Below are 25892 nucleotides of genomic sequence, written 5' to 3'. Positions count from 1 at the left end.
GATTGTGACCATGAGCTTACTTGCCTCGCTGCGTGACTGGCTAACGGCGCAACATCTCGATGCGATGCTGCTGTCATCGCGGCAGAATAAACAGCCGCATATGGGGATCTCCAGCGGTTCAGGGTTTGTGTTTATCAGCCATCAAAGCGCGCATATTCTGGTCGACGCCCGTTACTACACCGATGTTGCCACGCGTACTCAGGGCTATCAGATCCATCTACTTGATGGCGCGCAGACGCTGTATTCACGGGTGAATCACATTATTGCTGACGAAAAGCTGCAGACGGTGGGATTTGAAGGCGAGCAGGTAAGCTGGAATACGGTGAATGGATGGTCGGGCAAACTGCGTGCCCGACTAGTGAGTGCCGTGCCGGATGTGCTCCGGCAGGTAAAAACGGCGCAGGAGATAGCCTGCATTCGCGAAGCCTGCCGGATAGCTGACCTTAGTGCTGAACATATTCGCCGCTTTATTCAACCTGGCCTCAGTGAGCGCGAAATCGCCGCTGAACTGGAGTGGTACATGCGTACGCTCGGTGCAGACAAACCCTCTTTTGACACCATTGTCGCCAGCGGCTGGCGCGGCGCGCTGCCGCACGGTAAAGCCAGCGACAAGCGTGTCGAGGCGGGTGAGTTCATCACGCTGGATTTTGGCGCGCAGTATCAGGGCTATTGTTCGGATATGACGAGAACATTTCGCATCCCAGACGCAAACCAACCAGCGGAAGAAAGCCCGCTGTTTTCCGTGTATCAGATTGTCCTGGCGGCGCAGCGTGCGGCGGTGGCAGCAATTCGACCAGGTCGGCGTTGCCATGAGGTTGATGCCGCAGCCAGGCGGGTCATTACGCAGGCGGGCTATGGCGATGAGTTTGGTCACAATACCGGACACGCTATTGGCATTGAGGTGCATGAAAATCCCCGTTTTTCCCCCACCGACGCGACGCCTCTGGCGGCTGGCATGCTGCTCACCGTTGAGCCAGGTATTTATCTGCCGGGGCAGGGAGGCGTGCGTATTGAGGATGTGGTGCTGGTTACGCCAGACGGCGGCGAGGTGCTCTACACCATGGCGAAGACATTGTTACACACGGGAGAAGCGTAATGGACTTATCGCTACTGAAGGCGCTGAGTGAGGCGGACGCGATCGCCTCTTCAGAACAGGAAGTGCGGCAGATCCTGCTTGAAGAGGCGGATCATCTACATAAAAAGGTGCGCTTTGACGGCCTGGGATCGGTGCTGATCCGTCTGAATGAATCAACCGGTCCGAAGGTAATGATCTGCGCGCATATGGATGAAGTGGGATTTATCGTGCGCAGTATTTCCAGCGAAGGAGCGATCGATGTATTGCCGGTGGGAAATGTGCGTATGGCGGCCAGGCAATTGCAGCCAGTGCGGATCACCACCCGTGAAGAGAGCAAAATTCCCGGTCTGCTCGACGGAGTGCGCAGCGGTAATGACATCAGTGCGCTGCAGGTGGACATTGGCGCGCGGTCTTATGACGAGGTACTTCAGGCCGGCGTACGCCCTGGCGATCGCGTCACCTTTGACACAACGTTTCAGGTTTTGCCGCACCAGCGAGTCATGGGCAAAGCCTTTGATGATCGACTTGGATGTTATTTGCTGGTGGCGCTGCTGCGCGAATGGCATAACGCCATTCTCCCATGCGAGGTCTGGCTGGTGGCCAGTTCCAGTGAAGAAGTGGGACTGCGCGGAGGACAAACGGCAGCACGCGCGGTCGCCCCGGATGTGGCGATCGTGCTGGATACCGCCTGCTGGGCCAAAAACTATGATCATGGTGCGGCCAACCATCGACAGATTGGTAATGGCCCGATGCTGGTGTTAAGCGATAAATCGCTGATTGCCTCGCCAAAGCTGACGGCGTGGGTTGAAAGCGTGGCCACCGATGCGGGCATTACCCTGCAGCTTGACATGTTCAGTAACGGCGGCACTGACGGTGGGGCGGTGCACGTAAGCGGCACGGGGATCCCCACGGTTGTCATGGGGCCAGCTACGCGGCATGGACACTGCGCGGCGTCGATTGCCGACTGCCGTGACATCATCCAGACGCAGCAGTTGTTGTCGGCTCTTCTTTCACATCTTACGTGCGAAACCGTGGTTCATCTGACGGATTTCAGGTGCTGATTTCGCGCTAATCAGGAGTTGTTATGCTAACGATTCAATTTCTTTGCCCGCTACCCAATGGCCTGCATGCGCGTCCGGCGTGGGAGCTGAAAGAGCAGTGCAGCCAGTGGCAAAGTGAGGTGATATTTCTTAACCATCGCCAGAACGCCAGGGCTGATGCGAAAAGCTCGCTGGCGCTGATTGGCACCGGGACGCTGTTTAATGACAGTTGTAGCTTAACCATCACCGGTCGCGATGAAGAACAGGCCCGGCGAGCGCTGGAGGAGTACCTCCTGCACCGGTTTATTGACAGTGACAGCGTTCAGCCGACGCCGGCGGAACTGGCGGCGCATCCGTTGCCGCGTTCGCTGATTCGCCTCAACCCAGACCTTCTTTATGGCACCGTGCTGGCAGGAGGCGTGGGGGCAGGTTCGCTCACGCTTTGGCAGAGCGATAATCTGGAAAGCTATCGCGCGATTGCGCCGAGTGCGGAAGACAATACCCGGCTGGAGCATAGTCTGGCGACGCTTGCCGAACAGCTCAATCAGCAACTGCGCGAGCGTGAGGGTGAGAGTAAAACCATCCTCAGCGCCCATCTGTCTCTGATTCAGGACGACGAGTTTGCCGGGAATATTCGTCGCTTAATGCTGGAGCAGCATCTGGGGTTAGGGGCGGCGATTATCGCCAATATGGAGCAGGTGTGCGACAAGCTGTCGGCCTCCGGTAGCGATTACCTGCGCGAGCGCGTTAGCGATATCCGTGATATCAGCGAACAGCTGCTGCACATCACCTGGCCTGAAAGACGTCCGCGCAATGCGCTGGTGCTGAATAAGCCGACGATTCTGGTCGCTGAGGATTTGACGCCCAGCCAGTTTTTAAGCCTCAATTTGCAGCATCTGTCAGGCATGATCCTGGAGAAAACAGGGCGCACATCGCACACCCTAATCCTTGCTCGCGCGTCGGCTATTCCGGTGCTTAGCGGCTTGCCGCTGGAGGCCATTAGCCGCTATGCAGGCCAGCATGCGGTACTGGATGCCCGCTGTGGGGTTCTGGCCATCAATCCAGACGATGCGGTTCGCGGTTATTACGCGATTGCGCAGAAGCTGGCCGATGAATGCCAGCGGCGGCAGGCGCTGGATGCCGCCCAGCCCGCGCTGACCAAAGATAATCAGCGTATTGACGTTGCAGCGAATATCGGTACCGCGCTGGAAGCGCCGGGGGCGTTTGCCAATGGCGCGGAAGGGATTGGGCTGTTTCGTACTGAAATGCTGTTTATGGACCGCGACAGCGCTCCCGACGAGCAGGAACAGTTTGAAGCCTACCAGCAGGTCTTATTGGCCGCGGGCGACAAGCCGGTTATCTTTCGCACCATGGATATTGGGGGGGATAAAAATATCCGTTACCTCAATATTCCGCAGGAAGATAATCCGTTCCTGGGCTACCGCGCGGTGCGAATTTATCCAGAGTTTGCCGGACTGTTTCGCACGCAGCTGCGCGCCATCTTACGTGCGGCAACCTTCGGCAATGCGCAACTGATGATCCCAATGGTGCACAGCCTTGACCAGATTTTGTGGGTAAAAAGCGAACTGCAAAAAGCGCTGGTGGCACTGAAAGCCGACGGTTTACGCCATGCTCCGACAATTTCATTGGGGATTATGGTTGAAGTGCCGTCGGTGTGTTACATCATCGACCATTTCTGCGATGAGGTGGATTTCTTCAGTATTGGTTCAAACGACATGACCCAGTACCTGTACGCCGTCGATCGTAATAACCCGCGCGTTTCGCCGTTGTACAACCCGATTACGCCGTCGTTCCTGCGAATGTTGCAGCAGATTGTCCGCGTGGCGCACGAACGCGGTAAATGGGTGGGCATTTGCGGCGAATTGGGGGGCGAAGGACGCTATTTACCGCTGCTACTGGGCTTAGGACTCGACGAGCTGAGCATGAGCAGTCCACGTATTCCGGCGGTGAAAAGTCAGCTTCGTCAACTGGAGGGCCAGGCATGCCGTGAACTCGCCATACGGGCCTGTGAGTGCCGTAGCGCTCAAGAGATAGAAGATCTGCTCAACCAGTTTGCACCGCAGAAAGACGTGCGTCCGCTGCTGGCGCGGGAGAACATCTTTGTTGGTGAATCTCTGAGTAACAAAGAGCAGGTGATTCAGTTTCTGTGCGGCAATCTTGGTGTTAATGGGCGAACTGAACATCCGTTTGAGCTGGAGGAAGATATCTGGCAGCGCGAAGAGATAGTCACCACTGCTGTCGGTTTTGGTGTGGCTATTCCGCACACTAAGTCCCAGTGGATCCGCCATTCCAGCATCAGTATTGCCCGGCTTGCTCATCCCGTTGACTGGCAGTCAGAGATGGGCGAAGTGGAACTGGTTATCATGCTGACGCTGGGGGCTGATGAAGGCATTAACCACGTGAAGGTCTTCTCGCAGCTGGCGCGTAAGCTGGTGAACAAGCCATTCCGCCAGTCGTTGTTTGCCGCTGAAAATGCCGACAGTATTCTCGCGTTGCTGGAGGCGGAACTGACGTTTTAAGCTTCATTGAAAGAGTGCTCTCCAGCCTGCGACGATCTGGTTGCAGGCTGGGTGAACGCGACCGGAAAGCGGCATCATCAATGCGGCGCGTTTGGCACCGGCAGTTTCCCGGCTCTTAAGAGCGTCATTTCTTGCTTACAGAGCAGAACCACCGCCTGGCGAGCTTTAACACGGCGGGAGGTAAGGGCTCTTTTCACGGTCTGACGATCCGCACCTGATTCCAGCATCTGAAAACACATCAGGGAGAGTGCACGTCTGTTTTTCATCGCATATTCACTTTATTGAGTAAGCCTGCAGGGGGAGCTACATGCCGTTATTTTACAACGATGCAAACGGATATTACTAACCTGTTGGCGTTGTCTCACTTAACGTGCTGACTGAAAACGTACGCTGTACTCTCCCGGAGTCAGGCCAAACTGACGCCGGAACAGGCGGCAGAAATAATTACTGTCCTGATACCCGCACCGCTGTGCGACTTCGCTAATCGACAGATGGTATTTCTGTAAGATGATGCGCGCCTTCGCCATTCTGACCCACCGCAGATACTCGACGAACCCCATGGTGCCGTGCTGGGCAAACACTTTTGACAGGTGGTTGGGCGTGATATTAAAAAACTGCGCTACGCTTTCCCGGGTCAGCGGTTGGGCATAGTTATCCTGCACCCAGTTACACATACTGTGATAGAGAAATTCAGCGCGCGGACGCTCTGTGTCAGGGCGGGTATTCACCACGCTACGACACAGATGCAGCAGGCTAAGCACCAGCGGCTGAATAATATCCTGGGCCTGAGGAGAGCGGCTTAAATGGGTTAATGCGGTGAGCATCGCCTCGCCTTCGCCGCGCTGCGGATGTGGTAACTCAATACGGCGGATCGGACGTAACAGCGATGCCGTTCGATTATCGTAAAAAGAGAGCCCCAGCCAGGCCGGAGAAAACACCAGACTCAGTAGCATCACGGGCTTATCGCTACCGGGCAAATTCGCCGCTTTCGCCGGGATAAACAGCATGTCGCCTTCAGGCAGACTATGCTGCTGTTTTTCCAGTTGATTACTGTATTCGCCACGCAGCACGATATCGAGGCGCGGAAGGTCAATACACAAACTGCCGGACGGAAACGTGGTGGGCTGGGTCGCGAACCACACGCGGCCAAGACGCTGCGGGTTCAATACCAGGCCGCTGAACAGATCGGCGAAAAACTGTTGGTCTGCGGGGAGGCCTGGCTCTTTCATCGCTATTTCTCTGCGCTATAAGTGCATTAACTGCCTGAACTCTTTCACTTTACTCCGACTCACCGGGATTTCAAATTCCAGATCTTTTAAGCGCAAAATGTAGGTGTTGTTAAACCAGGGTTCGATCTCGCGGATTTTATTCAGATTCACACAGAACGAGCGGTGGCAGCGGAAGAAATGCGAAGCAGGCAATTTGCTGCAAAATTCAGTGATGTTCATTGGCATCACGTACGATTCGCGCCGGGTGTAGACAAACGTCATCTTTTCATGGGCTTCTGCGTAGTAGATGTCGTTGATCGGGGTCACGATGATCCGCTCATCTTTGATCAGATTGATCGTATCGTTTTCGCGGGTCACCGGACTGGCAGGCGAGGTTCCCGTTTGCTGTTGCTGCCAGGCTGCTTCCAGCTTTTGCAGCATGCCGACGATGCGTGATTCCTGATACGGCTTCAGGATGTAGTCAAAGGCCTCCAGTTCAAAGGCTTCAACAGCGTGCTCTTTCCACGCGGTAATAAAGACAATAAAGGGCTTGTGCGCGAACTGGCTGATGTTTTGCGCCAACAGGACGCCATCCAGCGAGGGAATATTGATATCCAGAAAAATGGCGTCAACGCGGTTGTGCTGGAGGTATTTCAGCACGTCCAGACCGTCGTCAAATGTGCCGACAATCTCCATCTGGCTGTGCTCTTTTATCAGCCAGCTAAGTTCCTGTTGGGCCAGGAATTCATCTTCAACAATGATGACTTTCACGACTTCACTCCTGGTTAAAGCAACAATGTGGCCGGTGCGGCTGCGGGCGAGTGCTGATTAGGCACATAAAAGGCAATCTCTGTGCCTGGCTCCAGACGGCGGATATGGAGGCCCTCGCCGTAGAGCAGCTTAACGCGATGATGCACATTCAACAGACCAATTTTATTGCCCGGCATTTCATTGGATTCGACCCGTTCAATCACTTTTGGATCGATGCCGTGGCCCGTATCCCGCACGGCAATCCGTACCCGATTACCGCACTCCGCAACGCTGATGGTGACCACCCCTTTTCCTTTGCAGGGCTGAATCCCATGGACGATAGCGTTCTCTACCAGCGGCTGAATCAGCAGGCTGGGAATATAACAGCTTACCTCTTCATCGATATCATAAATAACCGTCAGCTTGTCGCCAAAACGGGCCTGTTCGATGGCGATGTAATCCTTGATTTGATACAGCTCTTTTTTGATGTCGATCTGCTCATCGTCTTTTAATTCAATATTATAGCGAAGATAGCGCGATAAATTAAAAATCAGCTGGCGCGCTGTGTCTGGATTGAGCCGCACCGACGATGAAATTGCGTTCAGGGCGTTAAACAGGAAATGGGGATTTATTTTACTTTGTAGCGCACGCAGCTCTGCCTTATTTGCCATTTCGCGTAGCTGCTCCGCCCGGGAGACTTCCAACTGAGTCGAGATAATTTGCGACAGGCCGATGGCCATTTCTTGTAGCGAGGAGGTTATCTGGTGGGCGTGACAGTAGTAGATTTTTAGCGTACCGGTGACAACACCTTTCTCCCAAAGCGGAATCACCAGCATGGAGTGTATTTCCGGCGTACGGTGCGCTTCATCATTGTTTTTAATGATGATTTTTCCGTAATTGATCGCCTGTTGCGTAGTCGGACTGACGAAATCATCATTATCGCGGTAGTTAAGTTCACCCACGCCAACGTAGGCCAGCACGTGCTGGGTGTTGGTAATAGCGACGGCATCAGCATGGATATCATGGCGAATAATTTCGCACACCTGGCGAAGCGATTCGCTATTGACCTGGCGAAAAAGCGGCAGAGTTTTGTTGGCGATATCCAGAGCCAGCTTAGCCTGCTTCGCGGCGCTGGCTTCTTTCTCGCCTTCCACGCTTTGCACCAGCATGACGATAAAACCAATGCAGACACTACCAAGAATCATTGGGATGCCGATCTTCGAGACGATATCCAGCCCCAGTTCGGTGGTGGGCGCCCAGGCGACGACGAGGATCATGGTCAGAGATTCGCACAGCATTCCGCCTAAAATACCCGCACGCCAGTGCTGCGCTTTGGGGATCCTACGGTTGATCCAGCCGGCAATGCAGCCTGCCAGAATGCTGGTGATAAAGCAGGGCAGGGCGGTTACGCCGCCGATGTCGATCAGGTAGCGGTGGGTGCCCGCGATCAGGCCTGTAATGATACCGACCCAGGGACCGAACAGAATTCCCCCTGACATGACGGCGATAATACGTACGTTAACCAGTGAGCCTTCAACCGGTACGCCGGACCAGGTACTGAACAGGGCAAACATTGAGAAAATCGCGGTAACGGCGAGCAGCTCTTTCGGGGAGTGGGCTGACTTGTGCAACAGTTCGCGAAACAGGCGGATACGAATCAGGAAAAACAGACAGAACAGCATCAGCGCTGCCCGGTCGAATACCGCCAGCAGCATATTGAATATTTCGTGCACGGGTGACTCTTGCGCAAGGGTTAAACCTCTATGATAGGTAACCTGAGGCTGGATGACCAGCACACCCGCAGCCTGTAGCTAATGGGGAAAAACCTTAATATTAAAAGGGGATTGTTGCATGATTGTTGTATTTACAATGCCTGTCCTGTCAACGGAGCGCACAAAGTAATATGTTTAACAATAAAATGTTAAATAGTGGTAATTTTAAGCGGAGTGTGAAAATTTTATTTCCTCATTTTTTCTGGCTATTCCTCTTTTATCTCAATAAAAAATATTTTGTTTTGCCTCTCGACAGAAGGAAATTATTCAGGCTATTTTCTAAACGTGCCACCATCGTGGCAGCGTCGCTCGGACGGTCCGGGCGCTAACGTTAATCTGAGGATATTATGGCTGACTCCCGCCCTGAACGTCGCTTTACGCGTATTGATCGTCTTCCCCCTTACGTTTTTAACATCACTGCTGAGCTAAAGATGGCTGCGCGTCGGCGCGGCGAAGATATTATCGATTTCAGCATGGGGAACCCGGATGGGGCCACGCCTCCTCACATCGTCGAAAAACTCTGTACCGTGGCGCAGCGCCCGGATACGCACGGTTACTCCACCTCGCGCGGCATTCCGCGTCTGCGTCGGGCAATTTCCCGTTGGTACCAGGAACGCTATGACGTTGAGATCGATCCGGAATCCGAAGCGATTGTGACGATTGGCTCGAAAGAAGGATTGGCGCACCTGATGCTGGCTACGCTGGATCACGGCGATACGGTCCTCGTACCGAACCCGAGCTATCCGATCCATATTTATGGCGCGGTGATTGCCGGCGCGCAGGTACGTTCAGTGCCGCTGGTCGAAGGCGTCGATTTCTTTAATGAGCTGGAGCGAGCGATTCGCGAAAGCTACCCGAAACCGAAGATGATGATCTTAGGTTTTCCTTCCAACCCGACTGCGCAGTGCGTCGAGCTGGAGTTCTTCGAAAAAGTTGTGGCCCTGGCTAAACGCTATGACGTGCTGGTGGTTCATGACCTGGCCTATGCCGATATCGTCTACGATGGCTGGAAAGCGCCGTCGATTATGGAGGTACCGGGCGCTCGTGATGTCGCGGTGGAGTTTTTCACCCTATCGAAAAGCTACAACATGGCGGGCTGGCGTATCGGTTTTATGGTAGGTAACAAAACGCTGGTGAACGCGCTGGCTCGAATTAAGAGCTATCACGATTACGGAACCTTTACTCCGTTGCAGGTTGCAGCAATCGCCGCGCTGGAAGGCGATCAGCAGTGCGTGCGGGATATTGCTGAGCAATATAAACGTCGTCGAGATGTGCTGGTTAAGGGGCTGCATGAAGCCGGGTGGATGGTCGAGATGCCCAAGGCCTCGATGTACGTTTGGGCGAAAATCCCAGAGCAATACGCCGCGATGGGCTCACTTGAATTTGCCAAGAAACTGCTGAACGAGGCGAAGGTATGCGTTTCGCCGGGGATTGGTTTTGGTGATTATGGTGATACGCACGTGCGCTTTGCGTTAATTGAAAACCGCGACCGTACCCGCCAGGCGATCCGTGGCATCAAAGCAATGTTCCGCGCCGATGGCTTACTGCCTGCCAGTGCAAAATCGGCCACTGAAAGTACCGACTAACAACACGTTTCCCCAAAAGCAAACAGGAGCCATCAGGCTCCTGTTTTTTTGCTGCGTCTTTTAATTTAGATCATCAGGGCGAAAGTACCGGCCCAAACGATGACCATAAAAGAAATGCCCATAAAGAAATATTTCACTTTTCATCTCTCCGCGTACCTGAGGTACGTCTAAATGAACATATGCTAACCTGACAGAGAGCTGATGCACGCGTAAACGAAATGGAGAATTCCCTTCGTTTGCTTGTCTGCATCACCTCAGAATTCTGAGCTTTTATGCTCCAGACGGCGCTAATGTACGCCTAAAAATGAGGTGAGACAAGAGGCATTTTTTTATTTAATTTTAATAACTTACAAGTGTCGTGATTCGGCGACAGTTTAATTTCTGTCGGTAATAAATTGCTATTGAGCGACGAAATGTTTACTCGGAGAATTCTCATATCTCCATGATGTTAATGCGGTTAATTTTTCGCGGAATGAGATTATGAAAAGGTTAAAAATGACGGCACTGTTGCAAATAGTCGGTGGTGATAAACTTATCATCCCCTTTTGCTGATGGAGCTGCACATGAACCCATTCAAAGGCCGGCATTTTCAGCGTGACATCATTCTGTGGGCCGTACGCTGGTACTGCAAATACGGCATCAGTTACCGTGAGCTGCAGGAGATGCTGGCTGAACGCGGAGTGAATGTCGATCACTCCACGATTTACCGCTGGGTTCAGCGTTATGCGCCTGAAATGGAAAAACGGCTGCGCTGGTACTGGCGTAACCCTTCCGATCTTTGCCCGTGGCACATGGATGAAACCTACGTGAAGGTCAATGGCCGCTGGGCGTATCTGTACCGGGCCGTCGACAGCCGGGGCCGCACTGTCGATTTTTATCTCTCCTCCCGTCGTAACAGCAAAGCTGCATACCGGTTTCTGGGTAAAATCCTCAACAACGTGAAGAAGTGGCAGATCCCGCGATTCATCAACACGGATAAAGCGCCCGCCTATGGTCGCGCGCTTGCTCTGCTCAAACGCGAAGGCCGGTGCCCGTCTGACGTTGAACACCGACAGATTAAGTACCGGAACAACGTGATTGAATGCGATCATGGCAAACTGAAACGGATAATCGGCGCCACGCTGGGATTTAAATCCATGAAGACGGCTTACGCCACCATCAAAGGTATTGAGGTGATGCGTGCACTACGCAAAGGCCAGGCCTCAGCATTTTATTATGGTGATCCCCTGGGCGAAATGCGCCTGGTAAGCAGAGTTTTTGAAATGTAAGGCCTTTGAATAAGACAAAAGGCTGCCTCATCGCTAACTTTGCAACAGTGCCAAAATGACCAGATTAATGATGTTAGCACTCGTTCTTACGCCAGTGACGTCGATGGCGGCCTCGCCGATGGCATTCAATTTCAGCTGCGCAAGTATTGGTGGTGTGAATAGTGATGGTAAAGGCAATATCTGGATTGATGGCACTAAGGCGACGGTAAAGGCCTTCAATGAAAATTACTGGGAAGCAAAAAGCGGTAACAATACCGTGTCTATCTCCCGTAAAGATGACGGGAATCCGGACGTTTCCTGGACCGGGCCTAATCGTAAGCACGGGATTTGCCTGCCTGAAGACAATATCGACTTTTCAGGGGCAAAGAAATCGACCAGCAACGGGCCTTCTTTTTCCTGTTCTGCGGTAGCAAAGGGCAGTATCGAAGAGGTTATCTGTCAAAGTCCTTCGCTCTCAGCCATGGATTTGGCATTGAACGGGGCCTACAAGCAGGCGCTGGTAAAATCGAGTAATAACCCGACGCTCAAAGCAGAGCAACGCGGCTGGGTGAAAGGGCGTAACGAATGCTGGAAAGATCAGGATAAGCCAGCGTGTATAGCCCGTAACTACAATGAGCGAATGGCTGAATTACAGAACAAGTGGGGCGTGAAGTAATTCAGGCGCAGAAAAAAAGAAAGGCCTTTCGGCCTTTCTTTTTAGATGTACAACGAGGCTTCACCCATCGGGCGAGTTTTGAAGCGACGGTGGATCCAGAGATACTGCTCGGGCGCGCGCATGATCTCTTTTTCGATAATTTTGTTCATATACGCCGCTGCCTGGCTTTCATCTGTTGGATAACCTTCCATTTCTGGCGTGATGAACAGGCGGTAACCGGAGTTATCTGCTTTTCTCACCATGGTTACGGTCAGCATCGCTGCGCCCGATAACCGTGACAGCACGTAAGTACCGTTGGTGGTCGCGACGTTTTTGACTGCGAAGAAGGGGGCGAATGAACTCCCTTTACGACCGTAGTCCTGATCGGGGGCAAACCATACCGCTTCCCCTTTTTTCAGGGCGCCGACAATACCGCGCAGATTATTTCTGCCGATCATGGCCTTGTTGGAGCGCATACGACCGCGGGTTTGGATCCACTCCATCAACTTATTGTTGTGCGGGCGATAGGTTGCCATCATCGGTTGGCAAAGTCCCATTACGCGACCACCCAATTCGAGTGACATAAAGTGTACGCCTACCACCATCACGCCACGGTTTTGCATCTGTGCGCGTTTCAGGTTGTCCAGCCCTTCTACATCAAACCATTTGCGTACCCGGCGATCCGGCCAGAACCAGGCCATACCCGTTTCAAGCAGCGCCATGCCGAGTGAACGGAAGTTCTCATCGACCAGTTTGTCTCTTTCTTCTTGCGACAGATTTGGGAAACAGAGTTCGAGATTTTTATGAGCAATAGATTCACGGCGTTTTAAAAATGGACGAGCCAGCGTTCCTGTACGGGTACCAAGAAAACACAATACGGGATAGGGAAGTTGTACCAGTAACCAGAGCACACCGACGCCAAACCATGTGAGCCAGTAGCGCGGATGCAAAAACGCGCGTGAAAATTTACATTGGGGGAACATAAGCACCTGTTGTTGATACGAAATAGGTGTATCGCGAAGATTCTTTAGTCTGCCGCTTTACAGTCTGTACTGATCGTTAGGCCGCCATGAACGACATTGGTTCCTGTAAAGAGTGTAAAACTGAGTCAGGACAAAACCAGGAAGGGGCATGAATGATCGGACGCTCAATGTACACCCGAATATTAATGTCAGCCAGAAATAATTACTCAAGATGCGTAAATGTTTTTACGGCGATTAAGGTCAAAAATGAGTCGATATATAATGCGTTGTTTTTATGACGATTAAATAAACGGCTGTCGAATAAATTAGTAGTCAGCGATTGAGTGATTTTTGTAACGAAAATGTTGCTTAAATTGCGAACCATTGGGAATTGTCTTAGAATATAAACTCAAGGGAGTGTAAGGACTTACGTAAATTTTTACGGCAAACAGGAGGTATCGCTATGTTCTATTTTTGGATCTTTCTCGCGTTGAGCATTCTGAGCGTCAGTTGCTATATCTGGCAGGTTATGGGGACTGCGGCGTCAATAAGTGCTTTTATCGGCATGGCCATACTCACGGCATTAATTTACGTTTTTACTATGCAGTTGACCAATGGTAACGAGATGGTTACCGGATTATTCCTTTTTCTTGCCCCAGCATGCGGTTTGATCATCCGCTTTATGGTGGGTTACGGTAAGCAATAAATTATCACGTTGAGCTATTTATTCTTTATCTGAATGTATTGAAGTGCCAGCATCGCTGGCACTTTTTGCGAGACTCAAATCGGTTACCGGGCATCAGCCAACTGGAGTGACGCTTCCTCTTGCTGAGCGTTTTTCCGTTGTTGTTCGAGTTCCAGCGCGCCGCGATGGGAGAGGTAGCAGAACAGGATGCAGCAGACAATCCCGCCCATCAACAGATAGAAGCCGCCATGCCATCCCATTTTATCGACCATCACGCCAAACAGGCTGGTTCCCAGCGATGCGCCAAAAATGTAGCTCATGAATCCGCGTAACCCTACCGCAGAACCTACTGCGAAGCTGGGGACGATTTCCATGGTCTGAACGGAGGCCAGGAACTGCGGAACATAAATCAGGCAACCCACGATGGCGGCAAAAATAGTGACCATCAGCAGCGATTCACTTTTCCAGTAACCGATCAGGCAGACGAAAATCAGCGCCATACAGATCATGGCCAGCGGCATGCGACGGCCTTTAAACAGTTTATCGGTGAGCCAACCCGCCAGTAATGTGGAAGGAATTGCCGCCCATTCGAAAAACAGAAAAGCTATGCTCATTTGCTCTTTCGAGAAATGTTTTTCGGTTAATAAATAAATTGGCAGCCAGCTAATCATACCAAAACGCACCATATAGACAAAGACGTCTACCAGTGAAACATACCAGGCATTCTTATTACGCAATACATAGGTGCAGAAGATCTGGAAGGCACTCATATTTTCTGGCGCCTGGACAGCGTGTCGGGAATTTAATACGACTTTTTCTTCCGGCATCATTTGTTCCAGAGCCGGTAAACCCTCCTGGCGTGGTGAACCTTTCCCCAGCATCAGCACAATAAAAGCAAACAGTACGGCAACACAGGCCGGAACAATATAGCTGGCGCTTTGCCAGTGTTCGCTCCCCAAAATGGCAAACGCGGCGCCAACAATCGGGGCGACAATACCACCGCCAACGTTGTGTGAGATATTCCAGAATGCGCCAACGCGTCCACGTTCTTTACGTGGAAACCAGTTAGCGATGGTAATAAATGAAGGGCCAACGCCCATCCCCTGAAACAAACCGTTGAAAACGACCAACGCGGCGAATATCCAGAATCCGGTACTGAACCCCAGGCCTACGTTGACGATAGCGCACAGGATCAGGCCGCATGCCATGAAGACTTTCGGGCTGGCCTTGTCTGCCAGACTGCTCATAATGCCTTTACTGATCCCATAGGCAATAAGCATGCAGCTGCTGAGTAAACCAATCTGCGTAGCGCTGAGATCCAGATGCTCCTTCAGATATGGAGTCGAAAGCGTGAAGTTATTGCGCACAATATAGTACGCAAGATAGCCAAGAAATACGCTGAGTAATGCCTGAATGCGGTATCGGCCATAAGTTGCCTGGACTTTCTCCGCCGGGACTTTATTCGCCGCTGGTCCTGCCTTAAATATTGATAACATATCATCACCTAATTTTTTATTGATGTGAATATCAGGATTTTTCGCAGTGAAGAGTGAAATAGACGGCAAAGAAACTCAAGTTGATGAAATGTGTCACTATTGACTCAATTTTCGGGCGGCGTGGCAGATTTTGACTCTTTTTTAATAATGGATTTTCAATTCTATTCTTTCACGGACATTTTTATCATCGGCGTGTGCGGGTATTAACAAATTCAGGCTGCATTTTCGGGTATTCTTTACTGATGTCGTCACTTTCCGTTTGGTTATTCTACGAATAACCTTATTCTTCCCCCCAGCGGTGATAAACGGGTAAGTTTTGTCTCAATATTATTTTTTGTACATGTTGGTATTTATGAACGGGATCACAAACAGACTGTTGGGCCGGGGGCGTTTTTGGGCATTCTTGCTCTGTTTTATGTCGCTGTCGGCGAGCTGCCAGGTCCTGGGTAAAGAGCTGGTGATGGCGACCACCTTTTCCCCAGGGGCCACGGCCTGGATTATCCAGCGCTGGCAGACGGAGCCAGGGTCAGTGATGATTCGCACGTTAAACCGGACCAGCGGTTCGCTGGAACAGTTGCTGGATACTGCGAATGCGGAAAACGTCGATCTGATTTTGACCTCATCACCCATGCTGTTGCAGCATCTTCAGGAGCACCAGAAGCTGGCACCTTTCGATAATGCGCTGCCTGAAAGCCAGCGGCTGGTGCCAGACTCGATTCGCTCGACCTCCGTGGCTGTGGCGATATCAGGGTTTGGCCTGTTGATTAATCGTTCTGCGCTGGCGGCGCGGCATCTTCCGCCGCCTGCCGACTGGGGGGATTTAACGCAGCCTAAATATCAGAACGCGCTGTTGATGAGTAGCCCGTCGCGTTCCGATACCAACCACCTGATGGTTGAGTCGCTGCTGCAACAGAAAGGGTGGGAAGAGGGCTGGGCGACGCTGTTGGCCAGCGCCGGTAATCTGGTAACGATTTCATCACGCAGTTTTGGCGTGGCCGACAAAATTAAGAGCGGTCTGGGCGTGGCGGGGCCGGTTATTGATAACTATGCCAACCTGTTGCTTAACGATCCGCACCTTACTTTTACCTATTTCCCTCGCTCGGCGGTGTCACCCACCTATGTTGCCGTACTCAAGAATAGCCAGCACCCCAACGAAGCGCGTCGCTTTATCCGCTATCTGTTAAGCCCGGAAGGACAGCGGATCCTTGCGGATGCGAACACGGGGAAATATCCGGTCACGCAGCTCGCGCCTGATAACCCACGCGCCGCTCAGCAGGCTATTTTGATGAGCCAGCCCGCGCTTAATTATCGGCTGATCCTTAAGCGGCAACAGTTGGTGCAGCGGATGTTTGATACCGCCATCAGTTTTCGACTCGCGCAGCTGAAAGATGCCTGGCGGGCGCTATACAGTGCGGAAGCGCGCCTGAAACGCCCGCTACCCGAAATCAGAGCATTACTGACCAGCGTCCCGATAGACGCCAGAAGTAGTGAGGATGAGGCCTGGCTTGCGCAATTTGAGAATAAAAGCGTAGCCGAACAGCAGATGATGGAGTGGCAGCTCTGGTTTCTTAAAAATCAGCGTCAGGCGATATCCAAACTGGAAGAGTTAAAATGAAAGGTGGTTCGATACTGCAACGCCTGCGCCAGCTCAGCATCAGCAGCAGCCTGCGGGGAGCGTTTCTGACGGGCGCATTACTGACGTTGAGCGTAAGCTGCGTCAGTTTGTACTCCTGGCATGAGCAGAGCTCGCAGATACGCTATTCACTTGATGATTACTTCCCGCGCGTACATTCCGCTTTTTTGATAGAAGGAAATCTCAACCTGGTTGTGGATCAGCTTAATGAATTCCTGTTGGCCCCCAACACCACGGTGAGGCTGCAACTGCGCAATCAAATTATTTCTCATCTGGACAAAATTGAGGTGCTGAGCCGGGGATTACAATCGGCAGAACAACAGCAGTTGGCGGTGATTTTGCAAGACAGTCGGGCGCTGATGGCGGAGCTGGACCGGGTGCTCTACAACATGTTCCTCGTGCGCGAAAAGGTGAGTGAACTTTCCGCGCGCATCGACTGGCTACATGATGATTTTACTACTGAGCTGAATTCGCTGGTGCAGGATTTTACCTGGCAGCAGGGGACGTTGCTGGATCAAATTGAGGCCAAAAACGGCGATGCAGCGCAGTATCTCAAACGTGCCAGAGAGGTACAAAACGAGCAGCAGCAGGTTTACACCCTGGCAAGAATTGAAAATCAGATCGTGGATGATTTACGCGACAGGCTCAATGAACTGAAGTCGGGTAGCGACGACGGAATGCTGGTGGAGAATCATATCCGCTATCTGGAGAACCTGAAGAAAACGGCGGATGAAAATATCCGTACCCTCGATGACTGGCCCAGTACTATCACCCTGCGGCAAACCATTGATGAGTTACTGGAAATCGGGATGATGAAAAATAAAATGCCCGATACCATGCGCGATTATGTCGCCGCGCAAAAAGCGCTCGTTGATGCTAACCATGCCAGAGAGGCAACGCTCGGGCGCTTTCGAACACTGCTTGAGGCGCAGTTGGGGAGTAGCCATCAGCAAATGCAGATGTTTAACCAGCGGCTGGAACAAATTGTTCGCGTCAGCGGTGGACTTATTCTGCTGGCGACGCTGCTGGCGCTACTTCTCGCCTGGGGGCTCAACCATTACTTTATTCGTTCGCGTCTGGTGAAGCGTTTTACCGCACTCAACCAGGCCGTGGTGCAAATTGGTCTTGGCAGAACGGATGCCACCATCCCGGTTTATGGGCGCGATGAGCTCGGGCGCATCGCAGGATTGCTGCGCCATACTCTGGGCCAGTTGAGTGCGCAAAAAAATCAGCTGGAGCAGGAAGTGACAGAGCGCAAGGAGATAGAATCCGATCTCCGGGCAACGCAGGATGAACTGATCCAGACGGCAAAACTGGCAGTGGTTGGACAGACCATGACCACGCTGGCGCACGAGATTAACCAACCGCTGAATGCGCTGTCGATGTACCTGTTTACGGCGGGAAGGGCAATTGAACAAGGACAATCCGCTCAGGCCAGAAGTACGTTAACCAAAGCGGAGGGGCTGATTATCCGTATTGATGCCATTATCCGTTCGCTGCGTCAGTTTGCACGTCGGGCCGAGCCGGGCGCGCCTTTGCATCCGGTCGATCTGCGACAAACATTCAGCGCCGCCTGGGAACTGTTGGCCATGCGGCATAAGCCTCAGCAGGGTACGCTGACGCTTCCAGCCCAGAGTGTATGGGTGACAGGTGATGAAGTGCGTATTCAGCAGGTGCTGGTAAACGTACTGGCAAATGCGCTGGATGCCAGTCCGACTGGCGCGCAAATAGAGGTTCACTGGCAGGCTGAGGGCAGCCGATTGTGCGTCTTTGTCTGCGATAACGGCCCCGGCTGGCCGGAGGCGTTATTGCCATCACTATTAAAGCCGTTTACCACCAGTAAGGATGTGGGGCTCGGTATTGGCTTATCGATTTGTGTATCGTTAATGGGGCAAATGAACGGCGAGCTGCGCCTGGCGTCGACACCGGGGCGTAATGCCTGCGTCGTTCTGCAATTTAATCTGACGGATGTAAACGATGTTGTGTGATGACTATTCTGTTCTGCTGATTGATGATGATGCCGATGTTCTCGACGCTTACACTCTGTTGCTTGAACAAGAGGGGTACCGTGTCTATGCATGCAATAACCCTTTTGATGCCCGAAACTGGCTGCAAGCCGACTGGCCGGGGATTGTTCTGAGCGATGTGTGTATGCCTGGCTGCAATGGAATAGACCTGATGACGTTGTTTCATCAGGATGATAATCAGCTACCTATCTTGCTAATCACCGGGCATGGCGATGTCCCGATGGCGGTGGAGGCAGTAAAGAAAGGCGCATGGGACTTTCTGCAAAAACCGGTCGACCCCGGCAAACTGCTGTCGCTGGTAGAGGATGCGCTGCGTCAGAGAAAATCCGTGATTGCCCGTCGCCATTATTGCCAGCAAAAGCTTCAGGTTGAACTGCTCGGCTACAGTGACTGGGTCAATCAGTATCGTCAACGTCTGCAACACCTGGCGGAAACGGATATTGCCGTCTGGTTTTATGGCGAGCCGGGAACGGGACGTATGACCGGAGCCCGGTATTTGCATCAGCTTGGGCGCAGCGCTGATGGGCCGTTTATCCGCAGTGAACTAACGCCCGGGAACGCGGGACTACTCAATGACCTTATTGCACAGGCGCAAGGAGGAACGCTGGTCCTGAGCCATATTGAGTGCCTGACACGTGAACAGCAGCACCATCTGGTGCATCTGCAAAGTCAGGAGCGGCGTCCGTTTCGTCTGATAGGCATTGGTGACACATCGTTAGTGGAACTGGCGGCAACCAACCAGATTGTGGCCGAACTCTACTACTGTTTTGCGATGACGCAAATCGGTTGTCAGCCGCTGTCACAGCGTCCGGATGATATTGAGCCGCTGTTTCGTCATTACCTGCAGAAAGCCTGTCTGCGCCTGAACCATCCCGTGCCCGAGGTTGAAGGGGAGTTACTGAAAGGCATGCGGCGTCGCGTGTGGTTAAGTAATGTTCGAGAACTGGCGAATGCCGCCGAGCTTTTTGCCGTTGGGCTACTCCCGCTGGCTGAAACCGCGAATCCGCAGCTGCATCTGCCTGAACCAACACCGCTCGATCGGCGGGTTGAAGAGTACGAGCGACAGATCATTACTGAAGCGCTAAATATTCATCAGGGGCGCATTAATGAAGTGGCGGAGTATTTACAAATCCCGCGTAAAAAATTGTATTTACGCATGAGAAAATACGGGCTGAGCAAAGAACACTATAAGTTTTAGTCGCCAGGATTGGGGGAGAAGGGACGTCGAGAGTATTTCGGTGGCGGCGTTGGCGTTCACCGAAATAGGCAACGGAAGTCCGGGTGATTATCTGGTTGTTTTTCTTACCACATCAAATCATCAGGGATGACAAAATCAGCATACGGATCGTCTTCGTCCTTCGCTTCCTGGCTCAGCTCGCAATTTAAAACAATATAACTTGCATCGCGCTGCGCAATCTTGTCGGCGACGACAGCCGGGATAATGGCGTATTCGCTATCGTTGCCGCTTTCAGCCGTCAGTCGGGCAATGGCCAGACGGCCCTTGATCAGCTGAGACTGAGTCACCTTATCAACATAGACTTTTTTGATCAGGTTATTATCAGTAAAGTTGTAACCAATATCGCCACGGGTAATGGTGATTTTATTCATTTCAATCAGTTGCTTGATCTGGGCTTTATATTCTTTAGACAGCGCGGCCTGTTTCTGCTGTTCGCTGAGCTGCTTGTCGCGCTCAATTTGCGCTTTTTTATTCTCTTCAACCGCTTCTCTGGCTTCGCGAGCCTGAACGCGCGATTTCTTCGCCGTTCTTTGCACTTTGGCCACTTTTTTGCTGCTGACCAGACCTGCCTTAAGCATCTGTTCTTGTAGGGTAAGTTTTGTCATCGTCGCTTCTAATCCAATAAAATCGTTGTCAGGATTATAACCTTAACGTTCGGCGGGATGCCAGAAAATGGCCGTGCCACGACGGTTATCTCCAGTAGGCGTCACCGTTCTGTGTCTTACTCCCTTTCCGAATCGTGTTGATAGTTAACCCGTTTTTTAATAAGAAATAATATGCTGAATGATTTAACTAACTTGAGAATAGATATCATAAATATAAATATTCCAGTGATTTATCCTGATTGTCGTAATCAAATAGAGTTATTTTGGCAGGTATTTAATCTAAAAAACAATCAGTTGTCTCTTGATCAAATTTAAAGTGCAGCCTCATTGCGCCGATAACCATAATGAAAATATGGACAATGGAGGAAAGTGGCATGTGGTGGGTTTATCGAATGCCGATGAAAATGAAGTTAATAATCGCGCTACAACCACTATTATTGGCGTTATGTTGGTTTGCTGGTTCAGGAATATTGACGCGCATTGAGACAGAACGGCAGATGGAGAATATTGCTCAACTGACAGCGCTCGCGCGTAGTGCCGGAAATGTGGTGCATGAGCTGCAAAAAGAACGGGGAATGAGCGTCGGATTTCTGGGGGCTGAAGGGAAGACGTTCAAAGATGAGTTAACCGCACAGCGGGCTTTAACCGATCGCGAGATCGAGGTCTTTGTGCGTTCACTGTCCGATACTGCATTACCAGAAGGGGATGCCGCCAATTCTGTCACCACGTTTAAGAAAAACATTCTGTCGCTTGCCACCATCCGGGAAAACGTCACGCGATTGGGGCTTCCGGCCTCAGATGTCGTTAAGTTTTATACTAATGTCATTGCTGATGTGCTGAGTTTTGTGGGCAGGTTGGGACAGTTGACGGATTCAGGCGAGATGGCGAACGCATTCGCCGCCTACTACAACTTGCTGAATTTGAAAGAACAAGCAGGTATTGAACGCGCGCTGCTGTCAAATATCTTTTCCTCCGGTCATTTCGCCGAGGGGCAGTTACATCAACTCAGTGATGTCGTCAGTAAACAGAACGTCTGGCTGGCACAATCGTTGCGTCTGAGCCCTCCGGAACAGGCGGCCATGCTGGAAAGCCGCTTACAGTCCACAGAAGCGTCAAAAGCCCTCTCATTACGCGAAACCGCGTTTAGTCATGCCGCGAACGGTGGATTTGATGTCGATCCTACTGTCTGGTTCAAGGTTCAAACCCAGCGTATTGAAGTGATGCGGCAGATAGAAGATGTGACGGCGAATCTTCTGTTAGCGAATGCGGAAAAACTCGCGCAGGATGCACGAAAAAACTGGCAAATATATATGATTGTCAGCTTGTTAGCGCTCCTGGCATCATTGGCGTTCGCAGGGGCAATCGCTATCAATATGCATCGTCAATTTAGTGACACGCTCCGCAAGATTGCGGGTATGAACGGCGATCTGACTCAACGACTGGCGACCCCGGGGAAAGATGAGCTTTCCTCACTTAATCGCGCCTATAACACGATGCTGGAAAGTATTCAGCATATCGTCCAGGAGATTAAACAAGGCTCCGTGGTTTTATCCGATGCCAGCAGCAGCATTACGGCGGGTAATCAGGACCTGGCCCAACGCACGGATGAACAGGCAGCATCAATAGTACAAGCGGTGGCCAGTATGGAACAGCTCTCCACGACGATTACGCAAACGGCGGACAATGCCCGCGAAGCGGAGCATCTGACAATCAGGCTGGAAAAAGAGGTCCGCCAGGCCAGTAACGTCGCCAGTGCGGCAAATCAAAGCATGGGGGATATTCGCTCTTCCAGTGAGAAAATCTCGAATATTGTGACCTCGATAGACGATATTTCGTTTCAGACTAACTTGCTGGCGCTGAATGCGGCAGTGGAAGCTGCACGGGCAGGAGAGATGGGCAGGGGGTTTGCGGTTGTCGCCAGTGAAGTGCGGAATCTTTCGCAGCGTTGTGCCAAAGAAGCTAATCAGATCCGCGAGCTGGTCGCGCAGAATATGGTAAAAATTAGTGAGGGTGTTGAGCGGGTTACGGCGTCCGCTACCGCGCTAGAAGCCGCGGCGGACAATACCACCAGCATGAAGCAATATATTGCGGATATCGCTCGTGTAGCGACGGAACAATCGCAAGGGGTAACTCAGATTAACCTGGCACTGCGACCTATGGAGCAGGTCACGCAGCAAAACGCGGCGTTGGTTTCTCAGGCCGCAAGCGACAGCCAGCGCCTGGACAATCTGTCTGTCACCATGAAGGATCTGGTCAATCGTTTTGTTGTCTGACCTGACGCCGTTTAACCGACCCGGAGAACATACCGGGTCGGTTAAGCCTCACCATCTTATCGTGAGCTTCATACTGTTAACGTTGGGTCATAACAACTTTTCGCCGAGCATATAATGTGACTGCTGACAGCTGAAAATCCAAATATCCTGTCATTAGTTTTCGGGATTTGAGTTCTTTCATCGTAATACCACTAATATGGCCTTCATCTATCAGTTTCTTTATCTCCGCGGTGCTGAGGAAAAGCTGGCGCTTCAAGATCGATAGCACACTAATCTGAAAAGAATGGGAAAGTCTGATGCTTACGGTGACGTTCTGGCCGGTTTTGATGCTGACCTGCCACTGCTCCTGAATACGAAAATCAGGTTTACCTGCAAGTTCAGCCTTGTTACGGCTCAGGGTGGCTTTATCATTGGCAAAATAGTGAACCGTACTGGCATCGTTGGTGATAAATCGATGATACAGCTCGCGATTTATTTTGCTGATGTGAAGTCGTGAATACAGCGAGATATTCCATGTATATTCGCAGTGGGTGCATTTATAAATGCTCCAGATATCGAGCACTTTCTTTTGCGAATTGACTCTGAATGCGCCGGAAGGTGCGAATTCGCGTTTTACATTACATGATGGGCAGCGCTTAGCAATGCGCTGGTAACCGACAGGGGTGACAGTCCATGTGACTTTCATACTGTACCTTTTTTAACCCAAATAAATTCGGATCCGTTTTGAACGAACCATCGTTTTTATGTGAGAAAAATATTTGTTAGATATTTTTCAGCGGGTTAAGAAAAGATTTCTAACACAGTGATCCTGTCTGCCAACAAATGAATCTTGCGAGATTATCAGTGTGGAAGCCTTCAAGTATATGAGTTCAATCAATATTCATTATGTTGCCAAGGTTGAAGTAACTGCGGATGCCGGGCCCCCTGGTGACTTCTACCAGCAGGTATTTTTAGAGGGATGCTTGTTGATAAGATAATGTTGTATGCGGTCAGCGTGCGGGTAAACATTTCTCCGGAGCCGGTTGCGTATACCGCCACGGTTTCATTGTTGGCATAATTTCTGCGTTACCCTGGATCACCAGCCCTATCGACGGCCGCGTCTCTCACCATGCAAGAGCAGTCAGTAAGTTACTAAGGGGCAAAGTAGCGATAATTCCACTGCCTATACCTGCGGGCTTCCGGTTGCAGTCTGTCGCTGGTAAAGTGAGCAACCAATACCGAGATGTGGCCAGAAGGGAATTCCGAGTGACCGAACGTATTGATTATCAGACTGAAAAATACAGCTTTACTGAGGCGACTGAAAGTTCCCGTCTGGCTGGCCAGTGGGCTGATGTTATTGCTGAATGTCGGGAAATGAAGGCGGGTCCGCAAGAGCGTCTGCGTATTGCGTTATTGAATGTGGACTATGTGACCAGCTTTGAGCTGCCTTTCCGTTTGTTATTACTCCGTACCCCGCAACTGATTGCCAGTGTTCGTGAAGAGCTGCAGCTTAGTCAGAAAAACGTAATCTTTAACGGCAAACGCTTTGGTTGTGTTTACAGCCTGAAAGCGAGTCTCGGCGGGATACCGGATGAATTTCAGTACCGCCTGTCGCATCGTATTCGACGCATTAATCGTGCAGGTTCAAGCGAAGCGCCGTATCAGCAAATTGCTAAAACGGTAAAAGCACCGCGTGAGCGTCTGAAGCTGGCACTGGAATCAGGCCTTGATGTCACTGCTTTGGACGGGCTTTTCTGGTTTGGCAGCCAACGTATTGCTGCTGACGTACTGAGGCTGAGAAAATCAGGGATGCGGATAGCTACTGAGCAGACAATGGTGTCCGATAATCTTACTGCAACGGTGAGGAATGTGCCGTTTTATCGCCTGGTTTAGGGATGAACTGACAGGTAAATGAAAGGATTTAGCCGGATGCATTTAATTAAAAGTGTCCCCTGCAGGAATCGAACCTGCAACTAGCCCTTAGGAGGGGCTCGTTATATCCATTTAACTAAGGGGACGAAGCGGCACGAGTATAGCGTTTTTTACTCACAACGGTAAGCCTCAGGCCGCCCAACTGCTCAAACCGTCACCATTCAAGCCTGTTTTTTCTGGTTTTTCTGCTTTTGCTCATCCCGCCTGGCTTGCAACCTGGCTTCTTCTTTGCGTTTATTGCTCATATCATTGCGGATTTGCGCGTGGCTCATCAGCGCGAAGATAAACGTTCCGCCACAGATATTTCCGGCGAGCGTAGGGAGAGCAAAGGGCCAGAAGAAATCACTCCAGTGCAGCGTGCCATTAAAGACCAGATAGAGAATTTCCACCGAGCCGACGACGATGTGCGTGGTATCGCCCAGCGCAATCAGCCAGGTCATCAGAATAATGACCACAATTTTTGCTGCCCCGGCGGCGGGAAACATCCATACCATTGTGGCAATTAACCAGCCAGAAATGATGGCGTTGGAAAACATCTCCGTTGGCGTGTTTTTCATCACATCCATGCCGATTTTGACAAAAGCATCGCGGGTTTCTTCATTAAAAATCGGCATATGCTCAAACGCCCATGCCGCAACCCCGGTGCCAATAATATTACCTAGCAGAACCACACTCCACAGGCGCATCAGCAGGCCAAAATTGCCGAGCGTAGGGTTTTGCATTACCGGCAGGACGGCGGTGACGGTATTTTCGGTAAACAGTTGCTGGCGGGCCATAATGACAATTATAAAGCCGAAAGTATAACCGAGGTTCTCCAGCAAAAATCCTCCAGGCACACCTTCCAGTTGCACATGAAAAATTCCTTTAGCCAGTAGCGAGGCGCCCATCGAGAGTCCCGCAGCGATGGCTGACCACAGTAGCGCCATCGCGTCGCGCTCCATTTCTTTCTCCCCATCCTGGCGGATATGTTCATGGATCGCCATGGCGCGGGAGGGGAGTCTGTCCTCATCGACCTCAATCTTTTTACCCTCTAGCTTTTCGTCACTGTCGACCTGGAGTTCGTCGCTGTGCCGATCAATCTTTTCGTTCTCAATGTCATTCATAGCCGAATCCTGAATTAGCACGTATTGCTAAAGCGTAGCGGCTTTTGCCCGAAAATCAGCGGGAGAAAGTCTGAGATAGCAAAAATG

General features: G+C 51.5%; 22 protein-coding genes and 1 tRNA gene. 12 read left to right on the top strand and 11 right to left on the bottom strand.

The annotated features are described in order from the left end of the window. The first annotated feature begins 10 nt into the window (after positions 1 to 10). Genes ypdF through ptsP form a run of 3 tightly spaced genes read left to right on the top strand, consistent with a single transcriptional unit; the run spans position 11 to position 4655 of the window. Positions 11 to 1096 carry an aminopeptidase gene (ypdF, locus tag GPJ68_RS17420; protein WP_104651190.1) on the top strand — a complete coding sequence of 362 codons (1086 nt, stop codon included), beginning with the start codon at positions 11 to 13 and terminating at the stop codon, positions 1094 to 1096. Further along, positions 1096 to 2136 carry an aminopeptidase gene (gene ypdE, locus GPJ68_RS17415; protein WP_172860635.1) on the top strand — a complete coding sequence of 347 codons (1041 nt, stop codon included), beginning with the start codon at positions 1096 to 1098 and terminating at the stop codon, positions 2134 to 2136. The genes ypdF and ypdE overlap by 1 nt, the downstream gene beginning before the upstream one ends. Before the next feature lie 23 nt (positions 2137 to 2159). Then, entirely contained in the window at positions 2160 to 4655 is a 2496-nt protein-coding gene (gene ptsP, locus GPJ68_RS17410) for a phosphoenolpyruvate--protein phosphotransferase (RefSeq protein WP_080859863.1), read from the top strand. Between the two features lie 77 nt (positions 4656 to 4732). Here ptsP and GPJ68_RS17405 read toward each other — a convergent pair whose 3' ends face one another. From GPJ68_RS17405 to GPJ68_RS17390, 4 genes are all read right to left on the bottom strand, one after another. Next, complete coding sequence (locus GPJ68_RS17405; protein WP_032931709.1) at positions 4733 to 4921, bottom strand: hypothetical protein; 189 nt, start codon at positions 4919 to 4921, stop codon at positions 4733 to 4735. A 99-nt stretch (positions 4922 to 5020) separates the two neighbouring features. Next, positions 5021 to 5884 carry an AraC family transcriptional regulator gene (locus tag GPJ68_RS17400; protein ID WP_049268945.1) on the bottom strand — a complete coding sequence of 288 codons (864 nt, stop codon included), beginning with the start codon at positions 5882 to 5884 and terminating at the stop codon, positions 5021 to 5023. Positions 5885 to 5899: 15 nt separating this feature from the next. Beyond that, positions 5900 to 6634, bottom strand: a complete 735-nt coding sequence (gene ypdB, locus GPJ68_RS17395; RefSeq protein WP_016153896.1) for a two-component system response regulator YpdB — start codon at positions 6632 to 6634, stop codon at positions 5900 to 5902. 14 nt (positions 6635 to 6648) lie between these two features. Continuing rightward, positions 6649 to 8346 (bottom strand): sensor histidine kinase, encoded by a 1698-nt coding sequence (locus GPJ68_RS17390; protein ID WP_029139619.1) that lies wholly within the window; start codon positions 8344 to 8346, stop codon positions 6649 to 6651. Positions 8347 to 8732: 386 nt separating this feature from the next. On the opposite strand from GPJ68_RS17390, the gene alaC reads away from it, so the two are divergent. Beyond that, entirely contained in the window at positions 8733 to 9971 is a 1239-nt protein-coding gene (gene alaC / locus GPJ68_RS17385) for an alanine transaminase (protein ID WP_016153894.1), read from the top strand. Positions 9972 to 10036: 65 nt separating this feature from the next. On the opposite strand, the gene ypdK is transcribed toward alaC, so the two are convergent. Next, positions 10037 to 10108 (bottom strand): membrane protein YpdK, encoded by a 72-nt coding sequence (ypdK, locus tag GPJ68_RS17380; protein WP_010723117.1) that lies wholly within the window; start codon positions 10106 to 10108, stop codon positions 10037 to 10039. A 426-nt stretch (positions 10109 to 10534) separates the two neighbouring features. On the opposite strand from ypdK, the gene GPJ68_RS17375 reads away from it, so the two are divergent. Continuing rightward, positions 10535 to 11239, top strand: coding sequence for an IS6-like element IS26 family transposase (locus GPJ68_RS17375; RefSeq protein WP_001067855.1), 705 nt, complete (start codon positions 10535 to 10537; stop codon positions 11237 to 11239). 55 nt (positions 11240 to 11294) lie between these two features. Next, a complete protein-coding gene (locus tag GPJ68_RS17370) occupies positions 11295 to 11894 on the top strand; it encodes a lysozyme inhibitor LprI family protein (RefSeq protein ID WP_180836890.1) in 600 nt (199 codons plus the stop codon). 41 nt (positions 11895 to 11935) lie between these two features. Here GPJ68_RS17370 and lpxP read toward each other — a convergent pair whose 3' ends face one another. Then, positions 11936 to 12856 (bottom strand): kdo(2)-lipid IV(A) palmitoleoyltransferase, encoded by a 921-nt coding sequence (gene lpxP, locus GPJ68_RS17365; RefSeq protein WP_016157070.1) that lies wholly within the window; start codon positions 12854 to 12856, stop codon positions 11936 to 11938. A gap of 442 nt (positions 12857 to 13298) precedes the next feature. Between lpxP and GPJ68_RS17360 the strand changes: the two genes are divergently transcribed. Next, positions 13299 to 13541 carry a DUF2545 family protein gene (locus GPJ68_RS17360; RefSeq protein ID WP_019077325.1) on the top strand — a complete coding sequence of 81 codons (243 nt, stop codon included), beginning with the start codon at positions 13299 to 13301 and terminating at the stop codon, positions 13539 to 13541. An 83-nt stretch (positions 13542 to 13624) separates the two neighbouring features. Here GPJ68_RS17360 and pgtP read toward each other — a convergent pair whose 3' ends face one another. After that, a complete protein-coding gene (pgtP, locus tag GPJ68_RS17355; RefSeq protein WP_016153890.1) occupies positions 13625 to 15016 on the bottom strand; it encodes a phosphoglycerate transporter PgtP in 1392 nt (463 codons plus the stop codon). A gap of 421 nt (positions 15017 to 15437) precedes the next feature. Here pgtP and pgtC point away from each other — a divergent pair, with 421 nt between their 5' ends. From pgtC to pgtA, 3 genes are read left to right on the top strand one after another with little or no spacing between them, the layout of a single operon-like run. Beyond that, a complete protein-coding gene (gene pgtC / locus GPJ68_RS17350) occupies positions 15438 to 16631 on the top strand; it encodes a phosphoglycerate transport regulator PgtC (RefSeq protein ID WP_369707203.1) in 1194 nt (397 codons plus the stop codon). Between the two features lie 11 nt (positions 16632 to 16642). Further along, positions 16643 to 18637, top strand: a complete 1995-nt coding sequence (pgtB, locus tag GPJ68_RS17345) for a two-component system sensor histidine kinase PgtB (RefSeq protein ID WP_172452809.1) — start codon at positions 16643 to 16645, stop codon at positions 18635 to 18637. Beyond that, complete coding sequence (gene pgtA / locus GPJ68_RS17340) at positions 18627 to 19874, top strand: two-component system response regulator PgtA (RefSeq protein WP_016157067.1); 1248 nt, start codon at positions 18627 to 18629, stop codon at positions 19872 to 19874. Before pgtB ends, pgtA begins: the two co-directional genes overlap by 11 nt. Before the next feature lie 104 nt (positions 19875 to 19978). Here the strand turns inward: pgtA and GPJ68_RS17335 are convergent, their stop codons facing one another. Beyond that, positions 19979 to 20518: a DUF2058 domain-containing protein gene (locus GPJ68_RS17335; RefSeq protein WP_016157066.1), complete on the bottom strand. Its 540-nt coding sequence runs from the start codon at positions 20516 to 20518 to the stop codon at positions 19979 to 19981. Between the two features lie 374 nt (positions 20519 to 20892). Between GPJ68_RS17335 and GPJ68_RS17330 the strand changes: the two genes are divergently transcribed. Continuing rightward, positions 20893 to 22791 (top strand): methyl-accepting chemotaxis protein, encoded by a 1899-nt coding sequence (locus GPJ68_RS17330; RefSeq protein WP_016153885.1) that lies wholly within the window; start codon positions 20893 to 20895, stop codon positions 22789 to 22791. 76 nt (positions 22792 to 22867) lie between these two features. Here the strand turns inward: GPJ68_RS17330 and GPJ68_RS17325 are convergent, their stop codons facing one another. Continuing rightward, positions 22868 to 23476, bottom strand: a complete 609-nt coding sequence (locus tag GPJ68_RS17325) for a DUF1062 domain-containing protein (RefSeq protein ID WP_016157065.1) — start codon at positions 23474 to 23476, stop codon at positions 22868 to 22870. Positions 23477 to 24036: 560 nt separating this feature from the next. Here GPJ68_RS17325 and GPJ68_RS17315 point away from each other — a divergent pair. Continuing rightward, positions 24037 to 24663 carry a DNA-binding protein gene (locus tag GPJ68_RS17315; protein ID WP_047416341.1) on the top strand — a complete coding sequence of 209 codons (627 nt, stop codon included), beginning with the start codon at positions 24037 to 24039 and terminating at the stop codon, positions 24661 to 24663. Positions 24664 to 24716: 53 nt separating this feature from the next. Here the strand turns inward: GPJ68_RS17315 and GPJ68_RS17310 are convergent. Then, a tRNA-Arg gene (locus tag GPJ68_RS17310) sits at positions 24717 to 24788 on the bottom strand. Positions 24789 to 24863: 75 nt separating this feature from the next. Beyond that, entirely contained in the window at positions 24864 to 25796 is a 933-nt protein-coding gene (locus GPJ68_RS17305; protein WP_087121848.1) for a formate/nitrite transporter family protein, read from the bottom strand. Positions 25797 to 25892 lie beyond the last annotated feature (96 nt).

The sequence above is a fragment of the Citrobacter sp. 172116965 genome, assembly GCF_013458095.1.
Taxonomy (GTDB): domain Bacteria; phylum Pseudomonadota; class Gammaproteobacteria; order Enterobacterales; family Enterobacteriaceae; genus Citrobacter; species Citrobacter braakii.
This window is presented reverse-complemented; position numbering and strand designations above follow the sequence as displayed.

Bases quoted from the DNA above. Each gene is read 5' to 3' on its own strand.
- alaC (WP_016153894.1), top strand. From the start codon at position 8,733: ATGGCTGACTCCCGCCCTGAACGTCGCTTTACGCGTATTGATCGTCTT.
- ypdF (WP_104651190.1), top strand. From the start codon at position 11: ATGAGCTTACTTGCCTCGCTGCGTGACTGGCTAACGGCGCAACATCTC.
- ptsP (WP_080859863.1), top strand. From the start codon at position 2,160: ATGCTAACGATTCAATTTCTTTGCCCGCTACCCAATGGCCTGCATGCG.
- GPJ68_RS17335 (WP_016157066.1), bottom strand. From the start codon at position 20,518: ATGACAAAACTTACCCTACAAGAACAGATGCTTAAGGCAGGTCTGGTC.
- ypdE (WP_172860635.1), top strand. From the start codon at position 1,096: ATGGACTTATCGCTACTGAAGGCGCTGAGTGAGGCGGACGCGATCGCC.
- GPJ68_RS17400 (WP_049268945.1), bottom strand. From the start codon at position 5,884: ATGAAAGAGCCAGGCCTCCCCGCAGACCAACAGTTTTTCGCCGATCTG.
- pgtP (WP_016153890.1), bottom strand. From the start codon at position 15,016: ATGTTATCAATATTTAAGGCAGGACCAGCGGCGAATAAAGTCCCGGCG.
- GPJ68_RS17370 (WP_180836890.1), top strand. From the start codon at position 11,295: ATGACCAGATTAATGATGTTAGCACTCGTTCTTACGCCAGTGACGTCG.
- GPJ68_RS17330 (WP_016153885.1), top strand. From the start codon at position 20,893: ATGTGGTGGGTTTATCGAATGCCGATGAAAATGAAGTTAATAATCGCG.
- lpxP (WP_016157070.1), bottom strand. From the start codon at position 12,856: ATGTTCCCCCAATGTAAATTTTCACGCGCGTTTTTGCATCCGCGCTAC.
- GPJ68_RS17360 (WP_019077325.1), top strand. From the start codon at position 13,299: ATGTTCTATTTTTGGATCTTTCTCGCGTTGAGCATTCTGAGCGTCAGT.
- GPJ68_RS17325 (WP_016157065.1), bottom strand. From the start codon at position 23,476: ATGAAAGTCACATGGACTGTCACCCCTGTCGGTTACCAGCGCATTGCT.
- pgtA (WP_016157067.1), top strand. From the start codon at position 18,627: ATGTTGTGTGATGACTATTCTGTTCTGCTGATTGATGATGATGCCGAT.
- GPJ68_RS17375 (WP_001067855.1), top strand. From the start codon at position 10,535: ATGAACCCATTCAAAGGCCGGCATTTTCAGCGTGACATCATTCTGTGG.
- GPJ68_RS17405 (WP_032931709.1), bottom strand. From the start codon at position 4,921: ATGAAAAACAGACGTGCACTCTCCCTGATGTGTTTTCAGATGCTGGAA.